Source organism: Nocardioides sp. GCM10027114 (genome assembly GCF_042659625.1).
Lineage (GTDB): Bacteria > Actinomycetota > Actinomycetes > Propionibacteriales > Nocardioidaceae > Nocardioides.
Window position 1 is genome coordinate 1 of record NZ_JBHSSS010000018.1, and the last position, 14,492, is coordinate 14,492.

A 14,492-nucleotide genomic window follows, 5' to 3' on the forward strand; every position below is an offset into this window, starting at 1 on the left:
GAGGCAGCCAGGCTCGCGGCCCTGCCAGCATGGATCCACGAGTACAACCACCACCGGCCCCACTCGGCCATCGGGAAGCGCTCACCCATCGCCAGGTTGGACAACCTGGCTGGGCATCACAGCTAGATGTCGAGCACGTACGACGGGCCCTCGCGGCGGAAGCCGTGGGGGAGCCGGTCGTAGTAGGGGTTGAGCATGTCCGGCGGGGTGACCACCTTGCGGAAGCCCCGGGCGCGCAGGCGGGGGACCCGGTTCCACACGAACTCGCCGGGGGAGAAGTCCCGGAACCGCGGCGTCACGTAGTCGAGCAGCACCCGTGCCACGTCCCCGTCGCGGCGGATCAGGACCACGCCGACGGTCTCGGCGCCCTTCTCCACCTGGAACGCGAGGTCCTCCTCGGTGAGCGCGGCGGCGTCGAAGCCGGGCTGGTGCCGGGCGATGTCGTCGCCGTAGCTGGAGAGGAAGTGCTGCAGGTAGGCGTCGCGCGGACCGACGCGCAGCACCTCGAAGACCGCGTCGTCGTGCCGCTCGCGCAGGAGCTTCCAGATGAAGTAGAGGTTGATCGTCGCGGTAGCGGTGTTCATGCCGACCATCGGCCACACGCTGACGAGCGCGTTGAAGATGATCAGGCTCACCGACGCGGCGAGGTTGAGGAAGCGGAACCGCAGGATGCGGGTCTGCAGCAGCGAGAAGATGAGGAGCGCGCTGCCGAACCATCCGAAGATGTCCAGCCAGTTGTCAGCCAGCCAGGTCACGGGCGCAGGCTATCGGCCGCCGCTGGACGTCTGGGGAGCAGGGCGACGGCGAGCAGCCCGAACCCCACGACGTTCAGCGCCACGACGAGGACGACCGGTGGAGCCCACCAGGCGTCGGTGCCGGCAAGGGGACTGCTGGCGAGCTGGTTCCTCAGAACCGCCAGCTGCCCGATCGTGTTCGCCGCAGCCACCACTGCTGCGGCAGCCCAGATCGGCCACACGCTCGTGACGAACCGACCCCGCGCGGCCCTGTCGACCACCAGGCCGCAGATCAGCACGAAGCCGATGGTGAACGGGTACGCGTAGCGCCCCTGCCACACGGTGCCGATGCGCTCGTAGGTGGCGACTGTCGCAGCGACGGGGACTGCCGTGCCGAGCAGGGCCACGGCGACGAGCGCCCAACGCTCCCGCCTTGCGCCCAGGCGCCAGGCGTAGGCGACGAGGCACCACAGGGCGGTCAGCACGAGCGCGTAGAGCGGAAGCGGTGCGAGTTCGTCCCGCGCGGGGAAGGCCGCGATGCTCTGGAAGACCCAGAGAACCGACAGCTCGGGCACTACTGCCCACGGGGAGTCGGTGTACTCGGCAGGGCCGGCCGAGGAAACCGCCTTCGCGGTGAGCGTCCAGGACACGCCCACCGCGACGGCGAGCGCGGCGACCGATGCACTGAGTCTCGCCGTGCGGTCGCGGGCCAGGCGGCGCAGGTCCTCACCCCTGGCCAGCAACGCTGAGACGAGCAGGATCAACGCCAGCCAGAGGGGGCCCAAGCCGCGCACGACGGCGAGAGGTATCGCGGCGGCGGCGGCGATCAGGAGCAGTGAGCGGTGCACCCGCAACGACCCGGTGCGCCACAGAGACAGCAGTGCGCACCACGCGAGAGCCCCCGCGGCCACCTCGACTCCGTTCGGTGCCGCGATCGACGTGGTGTAGAGCATCATGGGAGTCAGCGAGAGCAGCAGCGCGACGGCACGCCAGGCCGTGCGGGAGTGCCGGACCGTGGTCCACGCCGCGGCGGCCAGCAGCGCCGCACAGAGCAGTGACGCGGCGAGCCTCATGGCGAGGACAGCCGTCGTACCTTCGACGGGTCGTGCCGCGTGTCCGATCGCCGCGTAGAAGAACGGGTTGTACCTCGCCGCGGAACTGGCCACTCGAACCAGCCCGTTGCCCTCGTCCGACACAGGTGTGCAGTTGTGCGGTGTCGTGTAGGGCAGCGACTCGCAGACGGGGGTGGCCGCCACCACCAGCGAGCGCGGGACGACCACGAACTCACCCCAACCCTGCGGGCTGGTCTCGTGCTGGGACCCCCAGTCGCCCAGAGCCACCGCGGCAGCCTTGTAGGCATGGTCGTGCTCGTCCATCCCGCGGAAGGGCGGGGTGACCATCGTCCAGGCCGCCTGGACGAGCAGCAGGCCCGCCACCGCGAGGCCCAGCACCCTCATCGGGGCCCACCGGGTGCGCACCTCGGGTCGGGACGCCCGCGCCGACAGGTCGGGCGACTGTGGCTTCGTCACCGCTCCGACTCGTGCTCGGGCTGGGCGTTGCGGACCTCGTGGGCCAGCAGGGCGTGGGAGCGCGTCAGTTCGGCAATGGAGTCGTTGAGACGGCGTACGTGCTGGTGGAGCGCGGCGCTGGTGAACATGAAAGCGACGACGAGAACGTAGAGGAGGAGGTCCGCACCTCGTCCGACGCCGACCACGTTGGCCATGCGGGTCACGCTGTCGGGAGCTATCACGGCGATGACCCAGCCCGCGGCGAACGTCAGCCCCGCGAGCCTGCTGATCGCGAGTCGCCCGCCTCTGCGGCTCCCACGCAGCAGCCACACTGCCGTGACGGCAACGCTGGCGATGAGGAGGATCTTGACGATCATGCCGGGGTGTTCAGTCTCGCTGCGACGAGGTCGTAGACGATGTTGACGGCGTTCAGGCTGCTCTGTCCCTTGGAGCGGGAGTAGTCCGTGTAGGCGATCGACACGGGGTGCTCGCCCCAGGTGAGCTGATGGCGGGAGATGAGCATCTCGATCTCGCTCGCATGGGCCATGCCGCGCTGGCGAGGCGCGAGAAGCGTCAAGACGTCCCTACGAATCACGCGCAGGCCGTTGTGGGTGTCCGTCAGCTCGAGACCGCTGGTCCGACGGGAGTACCAGAGGCCGGCTCGCAACGTCAGCCGACTGAGGAGGGGCTGGTCCGTGGTGCCGCCCTTCGCACGCGTGCCGAGGACGACCTGGACGCCGGTCTCTCGTGCATGAGCGACCATGGCCTTCGCATCCTCGACGCGATGCTGCCCGTCGGCGTCGAAAGTGACGACGTGCTCGAGGTCGCGGCGAGTGGCGAGCAGGTCGAATCCCGTGCGTAGCGCCGCGCCCTGCCCGAGGTTAACGGAGTGCCGCACCACGGTCGCGCCAGCAGACTCGGCGGCACGAGCGGAGTCGTCGGAGCTGCCGTCGTCGACGCACACCACCAAGTCGAAGCCACAGCGCACCTTGGCAACGACCTCATGGATCATCGCGGCCTCGTTGAACACAGGAATCAGGACCGCAGCACTTGAGATCCCCACCACTTCGCCTCCTCCGTTCTCCCCGAGGCTAGGTGCGGAGCGGCGGTCGCAGGACCAGATTGCGCGACTCTGCCCTTCTGTCCCGTCGACCCTGGTCATTTTGGACCAACATCAATGGTCCGATCGGAGGATGCACCAAAGGCTCGGGGCTGAACTGCCGCGTGAAGCGATGTCGATGTCTAGTGTGGCGGTGCGAATCGGTGCGACCAGGAGATGTCGATGGACACCAGCAACAGCGATGTCGCCGCCATCATGGCGGTGTACGACCAGGTTGACCCAGACCATCTCGATCAAGCCCTGGGAGGCCTCTGCGATCAGACCCTCCGCCCGAAGGAGGTGATCGTGGCGGAGGACGGGGCGCTCACCCGCCAGCTCTACGACGTCCTTGAGAAGTATGCGTCTCCCATGCTGCCGCTGCGTCGAATCGCACTGCCGGCCAAATCGGGATCCGGCCCCGCCCGCCAGGCGGCACTCATGTCGACGGACTGCGCGCTCGTAGCGATCGCGGACGCGGACGACATCTCGCTGTCGCGTCGTTTTGCCCGTCAGCGCGAGGCCTTGGAGGCGGGGTCATTCGATGTGGTGGGAGCGGCCATGCTCGAGTTCTCGGATTGCTGGCCGGGGGAGAGCATCAGGTTGTTGCCGGAGACGCACGACCAGATACTTCGTCGTGCGGCTTTCAACAACCCCGTGAACCACCCCACCATGTTCATTCGGCGGCAAGCTGCGGTGGCGGTGGGCGGGTACCGCGACCTGCCCTTCCTGGAGGACTACGACCTGGTGGCCCGCATGCTGGCGGCCGGCGCTCGAGCGCACAACCTCGCTGAGCCCCTCGTCAGGTTCCGGGTCGGCGACCTGACCCTGGATCGGCGTAGCTCCCGGGCGGCTCGCCGGGCGGAACTAGCTCTGCAGCGCAACCTGCACAGCTACGGGCTTGTCACCCGCCGCCGGATGGTGGCCAATCTGGCGGTGAGGAACGGCTACCGGAAGCTACCCCGGCCGATGCAGCGCTGGGCGCATCAAAGGCTGCTTTCCAGTCCGTTACCCGAAGGAGCGACCAAGTGACCGACCGCCTGATCGTCGATGTCGGGATGCATCGCGGCGATGACACCGATTTCTACCTCCGCAAAGGGTTCCGAGTCGTGGCCATCGAGGCGGACCCGCGGCTGACCGCGGAGGCCGAGCTACGGTTCTCGGCGGCCATCGCCGAGGGGAGACTCGTCGTGCTCAACGTTGCCGTTGCCGAGGAACCCGGTGAGGTCGACTTCTACGCCAGCTCCATCGAGGGCTGGGGCTCCATCCGGGCCGAGCGTGCCGGATCTGCCCTGGGCGCGGACGTCGAGCGGTTGCGGGTCCCGAGCGACACCTTCGCAGGTTTGCTCTCGCCCTTTCCTGTGCCCTACTACGTGAAGGTCGACATCGAGGGAGCAGATCGGCTGTGCATCGAAAGCCTGTGCGGCATGGAGCACCGGCCCGAGCTCGTGTCCTTCGAGGCGGATGTCTCTGACCCCACCGGTACGGAAGACCTCATCGAGCTCCTCTCGCAGAGTGGGTACCGCGACTTCAAGTTGGTGAACCAAGCACTGAACCCGTCCGTCCGCTGTCCTTTCCCGGCGCTCGAGGGAAGGTACGTGGACGCCCGGTTCACCCACGAGATGTCGGGCCCGTTCGGTCGGGAGGCTCCCGGCGAGTGGCAGAGAGCAGAAGCCATCTCCCAGCGGCTGATCGAGATCGGTCGGCAACAGCGGGCACGGGCGACATACGCCGAGTCCGGCAGGATCCTGGGGCTTCCACTGGGCCGCTTTCACCGGCAGGTCAAGGCGGTCTACAACCTGCCGCCCGTGGTTGCGGTGCGTCAGCGGTACGCGCAGGCCCGCGGCCGGGACATGGGGGGATGGTTCGACGTGCACGCACGCCTGGGGTCAGTCGAGACCGAGTGAGAACGCCGACTCGAGGTCGTGCTGGCTGTAGGCGCGGAAGGCGATGTGGGTCTCGGTCGAGGTCACGCCCGGCACCTTGTTGAGCTTGTCGGCGATCACGGCCGCCACGTCGTCGTGGTCGCGCACCCGCACCAGGGTGATGAGGTCGATCTGGCCGGTCACCGAGTAGACCTCGCTGACACCGTCGAGGGCCGCGATCTGCTCGGCGACCTCGGGGATGCGGGCGACGTCGGCCTTGACGAACACGATGGCGGTGATCATGGGCGGAGCCTAACGCCAGCCCTAGCGTGCGGGCTGGTGCACGGTGGCCACGTTGCGCCGGTCGTCGAAGGGCACCAGGGTCAGCCGCGACTGGTTGACCGCGTCGTGGAGCGCCAGGTGGCGGGTGGCGCCGCCGACGGGGCAGGTCCACTCGCCCTCGACCTCGACGAGCCGGATCCCGGGGGACTCGAGCCAGCGCAGTACCTTCTCGGTCTCCTCGGCGCTGGCCGCGGGCACCGGGCCGGGCGCGCTCCGGACGGTCTCGGCGCCGGCCTTGAGCTCGGCGACGAACTGGTGGGCGTCGGCGCCGGGCGGGATGCAGCCCGCCGCGGCGAGCCGGCCGAACCGGATGACGTGGACCGCCCAGCGGCCGTCGTCCTCGCGGCGGGCGGCGACCACCTCGGGGCAGCGCGTGAGTGCGCTCAGCCGCTGCGTCCTCGCTGCGGCGCGCACGAACGCGGCAAGCCGGTCGCGGTGGCTCCCGGCCTCCTCGAACCGCTCCTCGGCCGCCAGCGCGGCCATCCGCTCGTTGATGGTCTCCACGACGTCGTCGGGGTTGCGCAGCAGTGCGTCGCGCAGCCTGCGCACCAGGGCGGCGTACGCCGCGGGGTCGGCGGACCCGTCACAGGGCGAGAGGCAGCGGTCCATGTCCGCCAGCGCGCACGGCGAGCGCGACGGCTCCCGGCCGAGCCGGTCGGAGCACTGCCGGACGGGGAACGTGTCGTGGAGCGCCGCGAGGCACCGGTCGGCGGCCTTCCGCGAGGAGAACGGCCCGAGGTAGTCGGCGTCGTCGTCGAGCACCCGCCGGACGAGCGAGAGCCGCGGCCAGGGCTCGCGCGTCAGCTTGAGGAAGTGGACCTTCTCGGGGAAGCGCGACCGGCGGTTGTAGCGTGGCTTGTGCTCGGCGATGAGCCGGAGCTCGCGGACCTGCGCCTCGAGCGGCGTCGCGCACTCGATGCCGGTGACGGTCGCCGCGATCCCCACCATCTCGCCCATGCGCGAGCGGGTCTCGGATGCGGTGAAGTAGGAGCGCACCCGCGTCCGCAGGTCGCGGGAGGTGCCGACGTAGAGCACCCGCGAGCGGTCGTCACGGAAGAGGTAGACGCCGGGGGCGTGGGGGAGCACCTCGGCGAGGTGGCGCTTCTTGCGCTGCGCGGTGGTCACCCGGGAGGAGAACGTCTGCAGCTCCTCCAGGGTCTGGACGCCGAGGCCCCCGAGCCTCTCCATCAGCCCGTGCAGCACGTCGACGGTGGCCCGCGCGTCCGACAGGGCCCGGTGGTTCGGGGTCGTGGTCGAGTTGAAGACCCGCGCCAGTGACGACAGCTTGCAGTTGGGCGCGTCGTCGCGGGTCACCACCCGTCGGGCCAGCTTGGCGGTGTCGAGCACCTCGAACCGCGGCCACGGCCGGCCCTGCTGCTCGCAGAAGTACTTCAGGAAGCCGATGTCGAAGGGCGCGTTGTGGGCCACCAGCACGCAGCCCTCGGCGAACTCGAGGAACGCCGGCAGCGCCGACTCGATCGCGGGCGCGTCGGCGACCATCGCGTTGCTGATGCCGGTGAGGACGGCAATGAAGGCCGGGATCTCGGTGTGCGGGTTGACCAGGGTCTGGAACTCGCCGAGCACCTCGCCGCCGCGCACCTTGACCGCGCCGATCTCGGTGATCCGCGACCCGCCCTGGGCGGAGCCGCCGGTGGTCTCGAGGTCGACCACGCAGAACGTGAGGTCCCGCAGGGGGCGGCCCAGCTCGTCGAAGGAGCGTTGCGACTCCCACCGGGACGTCGTGTCCGGGACCAGGACGGGTACTGCGCTGCTCACGTCCACCGACGCTAGATGTGCGCGCCGACAATGCCCGTGAGGGCGCGCGGAATAGGGTGGATCCGACAGCCCGAGGGCCCGACGACCAGGAAAGGCCACCGTGAGCCCAGTGAGCCCCATGAGCCCAGTGATCCCCGAGGCCGACCAGCGCTGGCGCTGCGGCGCGTGCGGGAACCTCACCCGCTTCGACGTCACCCGGACCCGCCGGACTACCGAGTTCTGGCACTTCGACCTCGCCGGCGACCACGAGGTCGAGGACACCGAGCTCCGCGAGGAGTCGGTCGAGCAGGTGACCTGCCGCTGGTGCGGTCGCAGTGACGCCGTCGAGGTCGTCGCGCGGACCGACGTGGCCGACGGAGCCGACCCGACCGACGGAGCCGCCGGATCAGTGGGCGCGAGTCCGGGCCAGGGCCCGTCGGCCTGAGGCGCGACGACGTGTCCGGCGAGACCACCGGTGCTCCCGGCGTACCACTGGCGCAGCTTCCCGGAGCCGTCACGGCCCGCGTGGTGGCGCTGACGGCGGAGGCGCTGCCCGGCGTCGCGCGGCTGCCGGTCCCCTTGCGCAAGGTGGCGGAGTTCGCCCCTGCGCGCCGCGCCCGGCTCGGCGCGTCTGCGATCTCCGCCGCCCTCGAGGACGACGACTTCCGGGAACGCGTCGCACTCCAGGTCGGGGCCACGCAGGCGACCCCGCCCGCCGACCTCGCGGCGGCCCCGGACGACGCCGACCCGGTCGAGCTCGCGGCCCTCGCGTGGCTGTTGCGACCCGAGGGCTGGGAGTCCCTCCTCGAGGCGTCCGTCGAGCGGCTGGTGGCGAGCAGCACCTCCGCGCCCGACGCCGAGGTCGAGCGGTGGCGCAGCCGCGCGGAGACGGCCGAGCGCGCGCTGCGCGACGCGCGGACCCGGCATCGCGAGGGCCTCGCCGACCTCAAGGCGGAGAACGCCTCGCTCCGCCGCAAGCTCGGCGAGGCGCGCTCGGTGCTGCGGGAGAGCGCGGTCACCGCCGAGGACCTCGACGTCCGGGTGGCGGAGGCCCGGGCGGAGGTCGAGAGCGCGCTCGCGGACCGCGACCGGGAGGTCCGGCAGCTCCGCGCGCAGCTCGAGCGGCTGCAGGCCGAGGCCCAGCAGGCGCGCCGGAGCGCCCGCGCCGACCGTGAGGAGGTCACCATCCGGGCCAGGCTGCTCCTCGACACCCTGGTCGAGGCCGCCGGAGGTCTCCGGCGCGAGCTCTCCCTTCCTGCTGTCCCCGGTGCCCCGGCCGACCGGGTCGAGGCGGAGCTCGAGCGCGCGGACACGGCCGGCGGTGCCGGCGACCGCACGATCCTGAGCCCGGCGATGCTCGAGCAGACCCTCGCACTTCCCCGGGCCCGCCTCGTCGTCGACGGGTACAACGTGAGCAAGACGGCGTTCCCGTCCGCCTCCCTCGAGGCGCAGCGCAACCGTCTGGTCAACGGCCTCGCTCCGTTGGTGGCGCGCACCGGCGCCGACACGACGGTGATCTTCGACGCAGCCGCCACGACAACAGCCCGGCCTGTCGTGGCGGCCCCGCGCGGGGTCCGGGTGCGCTTCAGCCCGGAGGGCGTGATCGCCGACGACGTGATCCGCGACCTCGTCGCCGCCGAGCCCGAGGGGCGGGTGCTGGTGGTCGTGACCACCGACGCCGCGCTGGGTCGGGACGTGGCGCGCGCGGGGGCACGCGTGGTGCCGGCGTCGGTGCTGGCCGACCTGCTCGCGGGCGGCTGACGCGCAGGCCCGACTCGGGCGCGACACGCCGGCCAGGGGTCGTGGCGGCCCGGCGTGTCGGTGGTCGCTGGCAGCGTCCCCCGCATGACGACACGAATCGACTGCGACACGTGCGTGGTGCGGGGCCTGGCCTGCCACGACTGCGTGGTGACGGTGCTGCTGGGGCCCCCGCCCGAGCTGACCCTCGACGACGAGGAGCGGCGCGCCCTCGACGCCCTGGCCGCGGGCGGCCTGGTGCCACCGTTGCGGCTCGTCCAGCCGCTCGACGGCCCCGAGGTCGAGTCCGCCTGACCACGGGACGAGCCGTCGCTGCACCGCAAGGGCGCGACGTGGGGAAGGCCACTTCGCGTGGTCCGGTGGGGGGACTTGGAGACCTCCCGGCGGCCCGACTAGGGTGTGGGACTCAGGTGCCCGTGGCAGTGGATCAGACCGGATCCGCGCGGGCGCCGCGCCGAGTCTGGGGCCACTTCGGGGTGGCCCGAGAGCCGGGGACCCACTTCCCCCTGGGGTGAATCGCCCGCGAGGCGGGGGCGCTCACGCGCCACCGAGGAGCAGGCGTAGGGCCGGTCGTGCCCGAACCCGTCAGCTCACCCGGTAGGCGTACGACGTCGAAGGAGACCGCCCGCTCGTGCCCAACGGACGGAAGCGACTCATCACTGCCGTGTCCGCGCTGACCCTGGCCGCCGGCGTGGGACTGGTCCCCGGGACCGCCCAGGCCGAGCCCGACATCGACGACGTCCGCGCGACCGTCGACCGGCTCTACCACGAGGCCGAGGTCGCCCAGGAGCGCTACAACGACGCCAGGCTCGAGCTCACGGACCTGCGCCAGGACCTGCGCACCCTCAAGGCCGACGAGCGCCGCCAGGGAAAGCAGCTCGAGGGCGTGCGCGAGCAGGTGCTCGAGTCGGTCCTGCGCCAGTACCAGGGCGAGGGCCTGTCGACGGTGGGCCAGGTCGTGGTCTCCGACGACCCGAAGACGTTCCTCGCCCAGCTCTCCACCGTGTCGGCCTACCAGGACCTGCAGGGCCAGCTGTTCGACGACTACAGCCGCGAGAGCACCGCGCTCGGCCTGCGCCAGGACGCCACCGAGAAGCGCCTCGACAGCGTCGAGAGCGTCGAGACCCAGCTCGCCCGCGAGAAGGCCACCGTCGAGGAGAAGCTCGCCGAGGCCGAGGCGCTCCTCGACCGGCTCGAGGCGGAGGAGCGGGAGCGGATGCTCGCCTCCCGGAGCAGCGAGCGGATGCCGGAGAGCGTCCCCGTCTCGGGTCGCGCGGCCGCGGCCGTCAACTACGCCCGCGCCCAGGTCGGCGATCGCTACGTCTACGGCGCCGCCGGTCCGGACGCCTTCGACTGCTCGGGCCTCACGATGATGGCCTGGCGCCAGGCCGGCGTCTCGCTGCCCCACTCCTCGAGCGCCCAGTACAGCTCCGGCCCGCGCGTTGCCGCGAGCCAGCTGCAGCCCGGTGACCTCGTCTTCTACTACAACCCGATCAGCCACGTCGGCATCTACATCGGCAACGGCATGATCGTCCACGCGGCCAACCCGAGCACGGGCGTCGAGGTCGCGGGGCTCTACTCGATGCCGTACACCGGGGCCGTGCGCCCTGGCTGATCCGGCTCGCGCAAAGGCCGGTCGCCCACGCTGGTGGGTGGCCGGCCTTTCGCTGTCCCTGGCGCTGGTCGCGGGGCTGGTGGTCTGGCGCGTCGTCGACGACCCGTACGTCGCCACGCCACCCGAGACGGCACCTGCGGGTGCCCCCGCCGGCGAGGCGTCCGCCGTCCTGCAGTCTCTGGAGGAGGCCGTCCGGACCGGAGACACCCGCGCGGCCGCCGACCTGGCACCGGCCGGGGACCGCAGGGCCCGCCGGCTGCTCACCGGGCTCGTGACCACGGCACGCGAGGCCGGGGTCGAGGGCTTCTCGCTGCGCTACGTGGACGAGCTCGGCGGTGTCGACGCCGAGGGGGCCTGGTCCGCGGCGGTGGCGACGACCTGGGCGTTCGCCGGCTTCGACGCCCGGCCGGCGCGCACCGAGGTGAGCTTCCGCTTCACCGGCGACACTGGCGACACGGACGGTGCGGGGGACACAACGGACACGGTCGCGATCAGTGGCATCGGCGGGAGCCGGGCAGGCGAGGGCAGATCACCCGTCTGGATGTCCCCGGGCGTGGAGGTGCGCCGGTCCGCGGACCACCTGCTGCTCGTCGACGGGGGCAGGGCGCAGGCCGACCGGCTCGATCGCCGCGTGCGCACGGCCGTGCCCGCGGTGCGGGCCGTGCTCGGCGAATGGGAAGGCGGGCTCGTGGTCGAGGTGCCGTCGAGCTCCGGGGCCCTGCACCGGTCCCTGGCGGCCGACCCGGGCACCTACGACCGCATCGCCGCGGTGACCACGAGCGTCGACGGCTCGCTGACGGGGGACGCACCCGTCCACGTGTTCGTGAACCCCGAGGTCTACGGCCGGCTCCAGCCGCGCGGCGCCCAGGTGGTGATGAGCCACGAGGCCGTCCACGTCGCGACCGACGCCGCCCTGTCCACGATGCCGCTCTGGCTGCTCGAGGGCTTCGCCGACTACGTGGCGCTGCGGGACGTCCGGCTGCCGTTGTCCGTGACGGCCGGCCAGGTGATCCGGCAGGTGCGTCGGGACGGGCCGCCCGAGGCACTGCCCGGCCAGACCGAGTTCGACACCGCCGAGACCCACCTCGGAGCGTCCTACGAGGCGGCCTGGCTGGCGTGCCGCCTGCTCGCCGACCTCGGGGGAGAGGCGGAACTGGTCGGCCTCTACCGCGACGTGCAGTCCGGTGACCCGGTCGAGGAGGCGCTCCGGGCGCGCTTCGGGCTCGGGGAGGCCGAGCTCACGCGGCGCTGGCGGGCCTTCCTGACAGACTTGTCCGGGTGATGCCCGACCGACGCACCGCCCTCCTCGTGGTCGCGGCCTCGGGCGTCGCGTTCGTCCTGCTGGCCGCGCTGCTCGTCCCGTGGTCGCCGGTGGCCGGCGGCACTCCCGAACCCGCCTCCGCGGCGAGCGTGTTCTCGGCCGACCAGGTCGCACGGGCGGAGGAGTTCTCCCGCTGGGCCCGTACCTGGTCGTGGAGCTCCTACCTGCTGGCGTCGGCCGTGGCCTGCTGGCTGGGCTTCACCTCGACGGGTCGGCGGCTCGTGCAGCGGCTGCCGGGGAGGTGGTGGGTGCAGGTCTTGCTCGCCGTCGTCGCTCTGACGCTGCTCGGCCGGGTCGTCACCCTTCCTTTCGGGCTGCTGATGCACCGCCATCTCGTCGCCAACGGGCTGTCCACGCAGGACGTGCCTGCCTGGCTCCTCGACGTGGCACGGGGACAGGCCGTCGAGATCGCGATGGTGTCCGTGGTGCTGCTGGTCCTCGTCGGCTCGGCGCGACGGTGGCGTCGCGGCTGGCCGGCGGTCGCCGGGGGAGTCCTCGCGGGGCTCGTGCTGGCAGGCTCGTACGCCTACCCGGTGGTCGTGGAGCCGCTCTTCAACGACTTCGAGCCGCTCGCCGAGGGCTCGCTGCGGACGCAGATCCTCGAGCTCGCGGAGCGCGAGCAGGTCGACGTCGACGAGGTCCTCGTGGCCGATGCGTCACGCCGGACGACCACGCTCAACGCCTACGTCTCGGGACTGGGGGACACCCGTCGGGTGGTGGTCTACGACAACCTCGTGGACGACCTGCCCCAGGAGCAGGCGCTCTCCGTCGTCGCCCACGAGCTCGCGCACGCCCGCCACCGCGACGTGCTGGTCGGCTCGACGCTCGGGGCCCTTGGTGTTGCCCTCGCCGTGGGCCTCGGCGCCCTGGTCGTCGGCGCGTGGGGGCGTCGCCGGGGCCTGACCATGGCGGATCCCGCGGTCGTGCCGTTCGTGCTGGCGCTGGCCGTGGTCGCAGGCTTCGTCGCGAGCCCGGTCCAGAGCAGCCTCAGCCGTCAGGTGGAGCTGCGCGCCGACGTCGTCGCGCTGGAGGTGACCGGGGACCCCGGCGCGTTCATCGAGATGCAGCGGCAGCTGGCGATCCGGTCGCTGTCGGACCCGACGCCGCCGCCGTGGTCGCACTTCTGGTTCGGGAGCCACCCGACGTCGCTGCAGCGGATTGGCCTGGCCCGGTCGTACGAAGGCCTGCCGCAGGAGCTGCCCGCGAGCTAGCAGCTGCCACCGTTGGCATGCGAAACCACGCTGTCGCAGGTGTCGTCGTACATCCCGAGGAGAGTGTCTCCGAAGGCGAAGACCACGAGCACGATGACCGCCGCGATGCCGCTGACCAGGAGCGCGTACTCGGTGGCGCTGGCGCCACGCTCGGTCCGCCGGCGGGTCTCCCCGCCCCCGGGGGCAGACTGGGGTCCTGGGTCAGTCATGGCGTCTCCTCGATCCGAACGCCCACTTTCGTGGTGTTCTCCCATCGTCCGGCGCGGCGGCGTGCCGGGGCTACGGACGTTCGTGGGGAGTCGCCTAGCCACTCCGTGCTATGCCTCGTGCTGCGGTCGTACAGCGCCGGTCATGCCGGGTGGCGCGGCTCGTTGCCGAAGAAGCGGAGAGCGGCGGCGCCGAGGAGGAACCCTCGAGCGCCGCCGCTCCTGCTCGCACATCAGCAGGTGGTTGAAGAGGCGACGCTCTTGCAGGTGTCGCTGAAGACGCTCTCGAGCTGCGTGCCGAAGGCGAAGACGACGATGACGATCAGGGCCGCGATGCCGGCGATCAGCAGGCCGTACTCCACGGCCGAGGCGCCGCGCTCGTCACGGAGGCGAGAGGCAAGCATGATGCGGAGGTAGTCGAGCACTGGGGTCTCCTTGTCCCGAGGGAGGCGGCGCCCGTGGGGAGCGCGGCCGAGGTCCGGCGGACCTCACGGGGCCACACTCTGCTGCACCCGGTGCCAGGGCGGGATCCGCTGCTCGGCCCGACTCCTCTAGTCCGATCGGACTAGGAGAGATGGGTAGACAGCGCCACGGGAGGCGGGACCCGCTGGTCCCGCCTCCCGTGGCGCGTTGCCGCAATCAGCAGGTCGTCGACTGGGCGACGCTCTTGCAGGTGTCCTCGAAGACGCCTTCGAGCTGGCCGCCGAAGGCGAACACGACGACCACGATCAGCGCCGCGATGCCGGCGATGAGCAGACCGTACTCCACGGCGGAGGCGCCGCGCTCGTCGCGGTCAGCAGTACGAGCGGCCAGAACAATACGCAGGTAGTCAAGCATTTCCTTCTCCTTTGTGTCCCCACTACAGTTCGGGAGCGGGACCCGTCTGGCCCCTCTGCGTTCAATTCTGGGCCAGGTCGAGAATCCATGCGATCAGGCATCCGTGCACACGTCTCTAGCCCGAACTGACTACGGCCAGCTACCGGTTGAGTGAGGGCATTCCTGCAGGTCAAAAGCACTTTGCAGAACCCGGGCGGCCTGTCATCACCCAGATTGGGTAAGTGTTTGCCGATGATGCGAGGAA

18 protein-coding genes and 1 riboswitch are annotated in these 14,492 nt (G+C 71.3%); of the genes, 9 read left to right on the plus strand and 9 right to left on the minus strand.

Features of this window, described 5'->3' with window-relative positions; genetic code table 11:
• A partial coding sequence (locus ACFP2E_RS08085; protein ID WP_378522057.1) for an integrase core domain-containing protein occupies positions 1–126 on the plus strand: 126 nt, incomplete at its 5' end.
• Here ACFP2E_RS08085 and ACFP2E_RS08090 read toward each other — a convergent pair.
• The 4 genes from ACFP2E_RS08090 to ACFP2E_RS08105 form a co-directional block, all read right to left on the minus strand.
• Positions 123–755, minus strand: a complete 633-nt coding sequence (locus tag ACFP2E_RS08090) for a hypothetical protein (protein ID WP_378522055.1) — start codon at positions 753–755, stop codon at positions 123–125. The two genes, ACFP2E_RS08085 and ACFP2E_RS08090, sit on opposite strands and share 4 nt — an antisense overlap.
• Positions 752–2,191 (minus strand): DUF2142 domain-containing protein, encoded by a 1,440-nt coding sequence (locus ACFP2E_RS08095; protein WP_378522054.1) that lies wholly within the window; start codon positions 2,189–2,191, stop codon positions 752–754. Before ACFP2E_RS08095 ends, ACFP2E_RS08090 begins: the two co-directional genes overlap by 4 nt.
• Positions 2,192–2,259: 68 nt before the next feature.
• Complete coding sequence (locus ACFP2E_RS08100; RefSeq protein ID WP_378522053.1) at positions 2,260–2,619, minus strand: DUF2304 domain-containing protein; 360 nt, start codon at positions 2,617–2,619, stop codon at positions 2,260–2,262.
• A complete protein-coding gene (locus ACFP2E_RS08105; protein WP_378522052.1) occupies positions 2,616–3,308 on the minus strand; it encodes a glycosyltransferase family 2 protein in 693 nt (230 codons plus the stop codon). Before ACFP2E_RS08105 ends, ACFP2E_RS08100 begins: the two co-directional genes overlap by 4 nt.
• A 216-nt stretch (positions 3,309–3,524) precedes the next feature.
• On the opposite strand from ACFP2E_RS08105, the gene ACFP2E_RS08110 reads away from it, so the two are divergent.
• Positions 3,525–4,370, plus strand: coding sequence for a glycosyltransferase (locus tag ACFP2E_RS08110; protein ID WP_378522051.1), 846 nt, complete (start codon positions 3,525–3,527; stop codon positions 4,368–4,370).
• The gene (locus ACFP2E_RS08115; RefSeq protein WP_378522050.1) at positions 4,367–5,245 is read left to right on the plus strand and encodes an FkbM family methyltransferase; all 879 of its coding nucleotides are present in this window, start codon (positions 4,367–4,369) and stop codon (positions 5,243–5,245) included. The genes ACFP2E_RS08110 and ACFP2E_RS08115 overlap by 4 nt, the downstream gene beginning before the upstream one ends.
• Here the strand turns inward: ACFP2E_RS08115 and ACFP2E_RS08120 are convergent.
• Together ACFP2E_RS08120 and ACFP2E_RS08125 are read right to left on the minus strand one after the other, a co-directional pair.
• A complete protein-coding gene (locus tag ACFP2E_RS08120; RefSeq protein WP_378522049.1) occupies positions 5,228–5,506 on the minus strand; it encodes an Lrp/AsnC family transcriptional regulator in 279 nt (92 codons plus the stop codon). The two genes, ACFP2E_RS08115 and ACFP2E_RS08120, sit on opposite strands and share 18 nt — an antisense overlap.
• A 21-nt stretch (positions 5,507–5,527) precedes the next feature.
• Positions 5,528–7,321 (minus strand): DEDD exonuclease domain-containing protein, encoded by a 1,794-nt coding sequence (locus ACFP2E_RS08125; RefSeq protein WP_378522048.1) that lies wholly within the window; start codon positions 7,319–7,321, stop codon positions 5,528–5,530.
• A 118-nt stretch (positions 7,322–7,439) separates the two neighbouring features.
• On the opposite strand from ACFP2E_RS08125, the gene ACFP2E_RS08130 reads away from it, so the two are divergent.
• The 6 genes from ACFP2E_RS08130 (at position 7,440) to ACFP2E_RS08155 (ending at position 13,205) form a co-directional block, all read left to right on the plus strand.
• Complete coding sequence (locus tag ACFP2E_RS08130) at positions 7,440–7,745, plus strand: hypothetical protein (RefSeq protein WP_378522047.1); 306 nt, start codon at positions 7,440–7,442, stop codon at positions 7,743–7,745.
• Between the two features lie 11 nt (positions 7,746–7,756).
• Positions 7,757–9,061, plus strand: coding sequence for an NYN domain-containing protein (locus ACFP2E_RS08135; protein ID WP_378522046.1), 1,305 nt, complete (start codon positions 7,757–7,759; stop codon positions 9,059–9,061).
• A gap of 84 nt (positions 9,062–9,145) precedes the next feature.
• Positions 9,146–9,352 (plus strand): hypothetical protein, encoded by a 207-nt coding sequence (locus ACFP2E_RS08140; protein WP_378522045.1) that lies wholly within the window; start codon positions 9,146–9,148, stop codon positions 9,350–9,352.
• A 158-nt stretch (positions 9,353–9,510) separates the two neighbouring features.
• A riboswitch (cyclic di-AMP (ydaO/yuaA leader) is annotated at positions 9,511–9,664 on the plus strand.
• A gap of 25 nt (positions 9,665–9,689) precedes the next feature.
• Positions 9,690–10,673 carry an NlpC/P60 family protein gene (locus tag ACFP2E_RS08145; RefSeq protein WP_378522044.1) on the plus strand — a complete coding sequence of 328 codons (984 nt, stop codon included), beginning with the start codon at positions 9,690–9,692 and terminating at the stop codon, positions 10,671–10,673.
• A 37-nt stretch (positions 10,674–10,710) separates the two neighbouring features.
• Complete coding sequence (locus ACFP2E_RS08150) at positions 10,711–11,955, plus strand: hypothetical protein (RefSeq protein ID WP_378522043.1); 1,245 nt, start codon at positions 10,711–10,713, stop codon at positions 11,953–11,955.
• Entirely contained in the window at positions 11,955–13,205 is a 1,251-nt protein-coding gene (locus tag ACFP2E_RS08155; protein WP_378522042.1) for a M48 family metallopeptidase, read from the plus strand. The genes ACFP2E_RS08150 and ACFP2E_RS08155 overlap by 1 nt, the downstream gene beginning before the upstream one ends.
• Here the strand turns inward: ACFP2E_RS08155 and ACFP2E_RS08160 are convergent.
• The 3 genes from ACFP2E_RS08160 to ACFP2E_RS08170 form a co-directional block, all read right to left on the minus strand.
• Entirely contained in the window at positions 13,202–13,414 is a 213-nt protein-coding gene (locus ACFP2E_RS08160) for a Flp family type IVb pilin (RefSeq protein ID WP_378522041.1), read from the minus strand. The genes ACFP2E_RS08155 and ACFP2E_RS08160 overlap by 4 nt on opposite strands.
• A gap of 230 nt (positions 13,415–13,644) precedes the next feature.
• Positions 13,645–13,836 carry a Flp family type IVb pilin gene (locus ACFP2E_RS08165; protein ID WP_378522040.1) on the minus strand — a complete coding sequence of 64 codons (192 nt, stop codon included), beginning with the start codon at positions 13,834–13,836 and terminating at the stop codon, positions 13,645–13,647.
• A gap of 214 nt (positions 13,837–14,050) precedes the next feature.
• Positions 14,051–14,248, minus strand: a complete 198-nt coding sequence (locus tag ACFP2E_RS08170) for a Flp family type IVb pilin (protein WP_378522039.1) — start codon at positions 14,246–14,248, stop codon at positions 14,051–14,053.
• Positions 14,249–14,492 lie beyond the last annotated feature (244 nt).

Bases quoted from the DNA above. Each gene is read 5' to 3' on its own strand.
- ACFP2E_RS08095 (WP_378522054.1), bottom strand. From the start codon at position 2,191: ATGAGGGTGCTGGGCCTCGCGGTGGCGGGCCTGCTGCTCGTCCAGGCG.
- ACFP2E_RS08100 (WP_378522053.1), bottom strand. From the start codon at position 2,619: ATGATCGTCAAGATCCTCCTCATCGCCAGCGTTGCCGTCACGGCAGTG.
- ACFP2E_RS08110 (WP_378522051.1), top strand. From the start codon at position 3,525: ATGGACACCAGCAACAGCGATGTCGCCGCCATCATGGCGGTGTACGAC.
- ACFP2E_RS08120 (WP_378522049.1), bottom strand. From the start codon at position 5,506: ATGATCACCGCCATCGTGTTCGTCAAGGCCGACGTCGCCCGCATCCCC.
- ACFP2E_RS08130 (WP_378522047.1), top strand. From the start codon at position 7,440: ATGAGCCCAGTGATCCCCGAGGCCGACCAGCGCTGGCGCTGCGGCGCG.
- ACFP2E_RS08140 (WP_378522045.1), top strand. From the start codon at position 9,146: ATGACGACACGAATCGACTGCGACACGTGCGTGGTGCGGGGCCTGGCC.
- ACFP2E_RS08155 (WP_378522042.1), top strand. From the start codon at position 11,955: ATGCCCGACCGACGCACCGCCCTCCTCGTGGTCGCGGCCTCGGGCGTC.
- ACFP2E_RS08160 (WP_378522041.1), bottom strand. From the start codon at position 13,414: ATGACTGACCCAGGACCCCAGTCTGCCCCCGGGGGCGGGGAGACCCGC.
- ACFP2E_RS08170 (WP_378522039.1), bottom strand. From the start codon at position 14,248: ATGCTTGACTACCTGCGTATTGTTCTGGCCGCTCGTACTGCTGACCGC.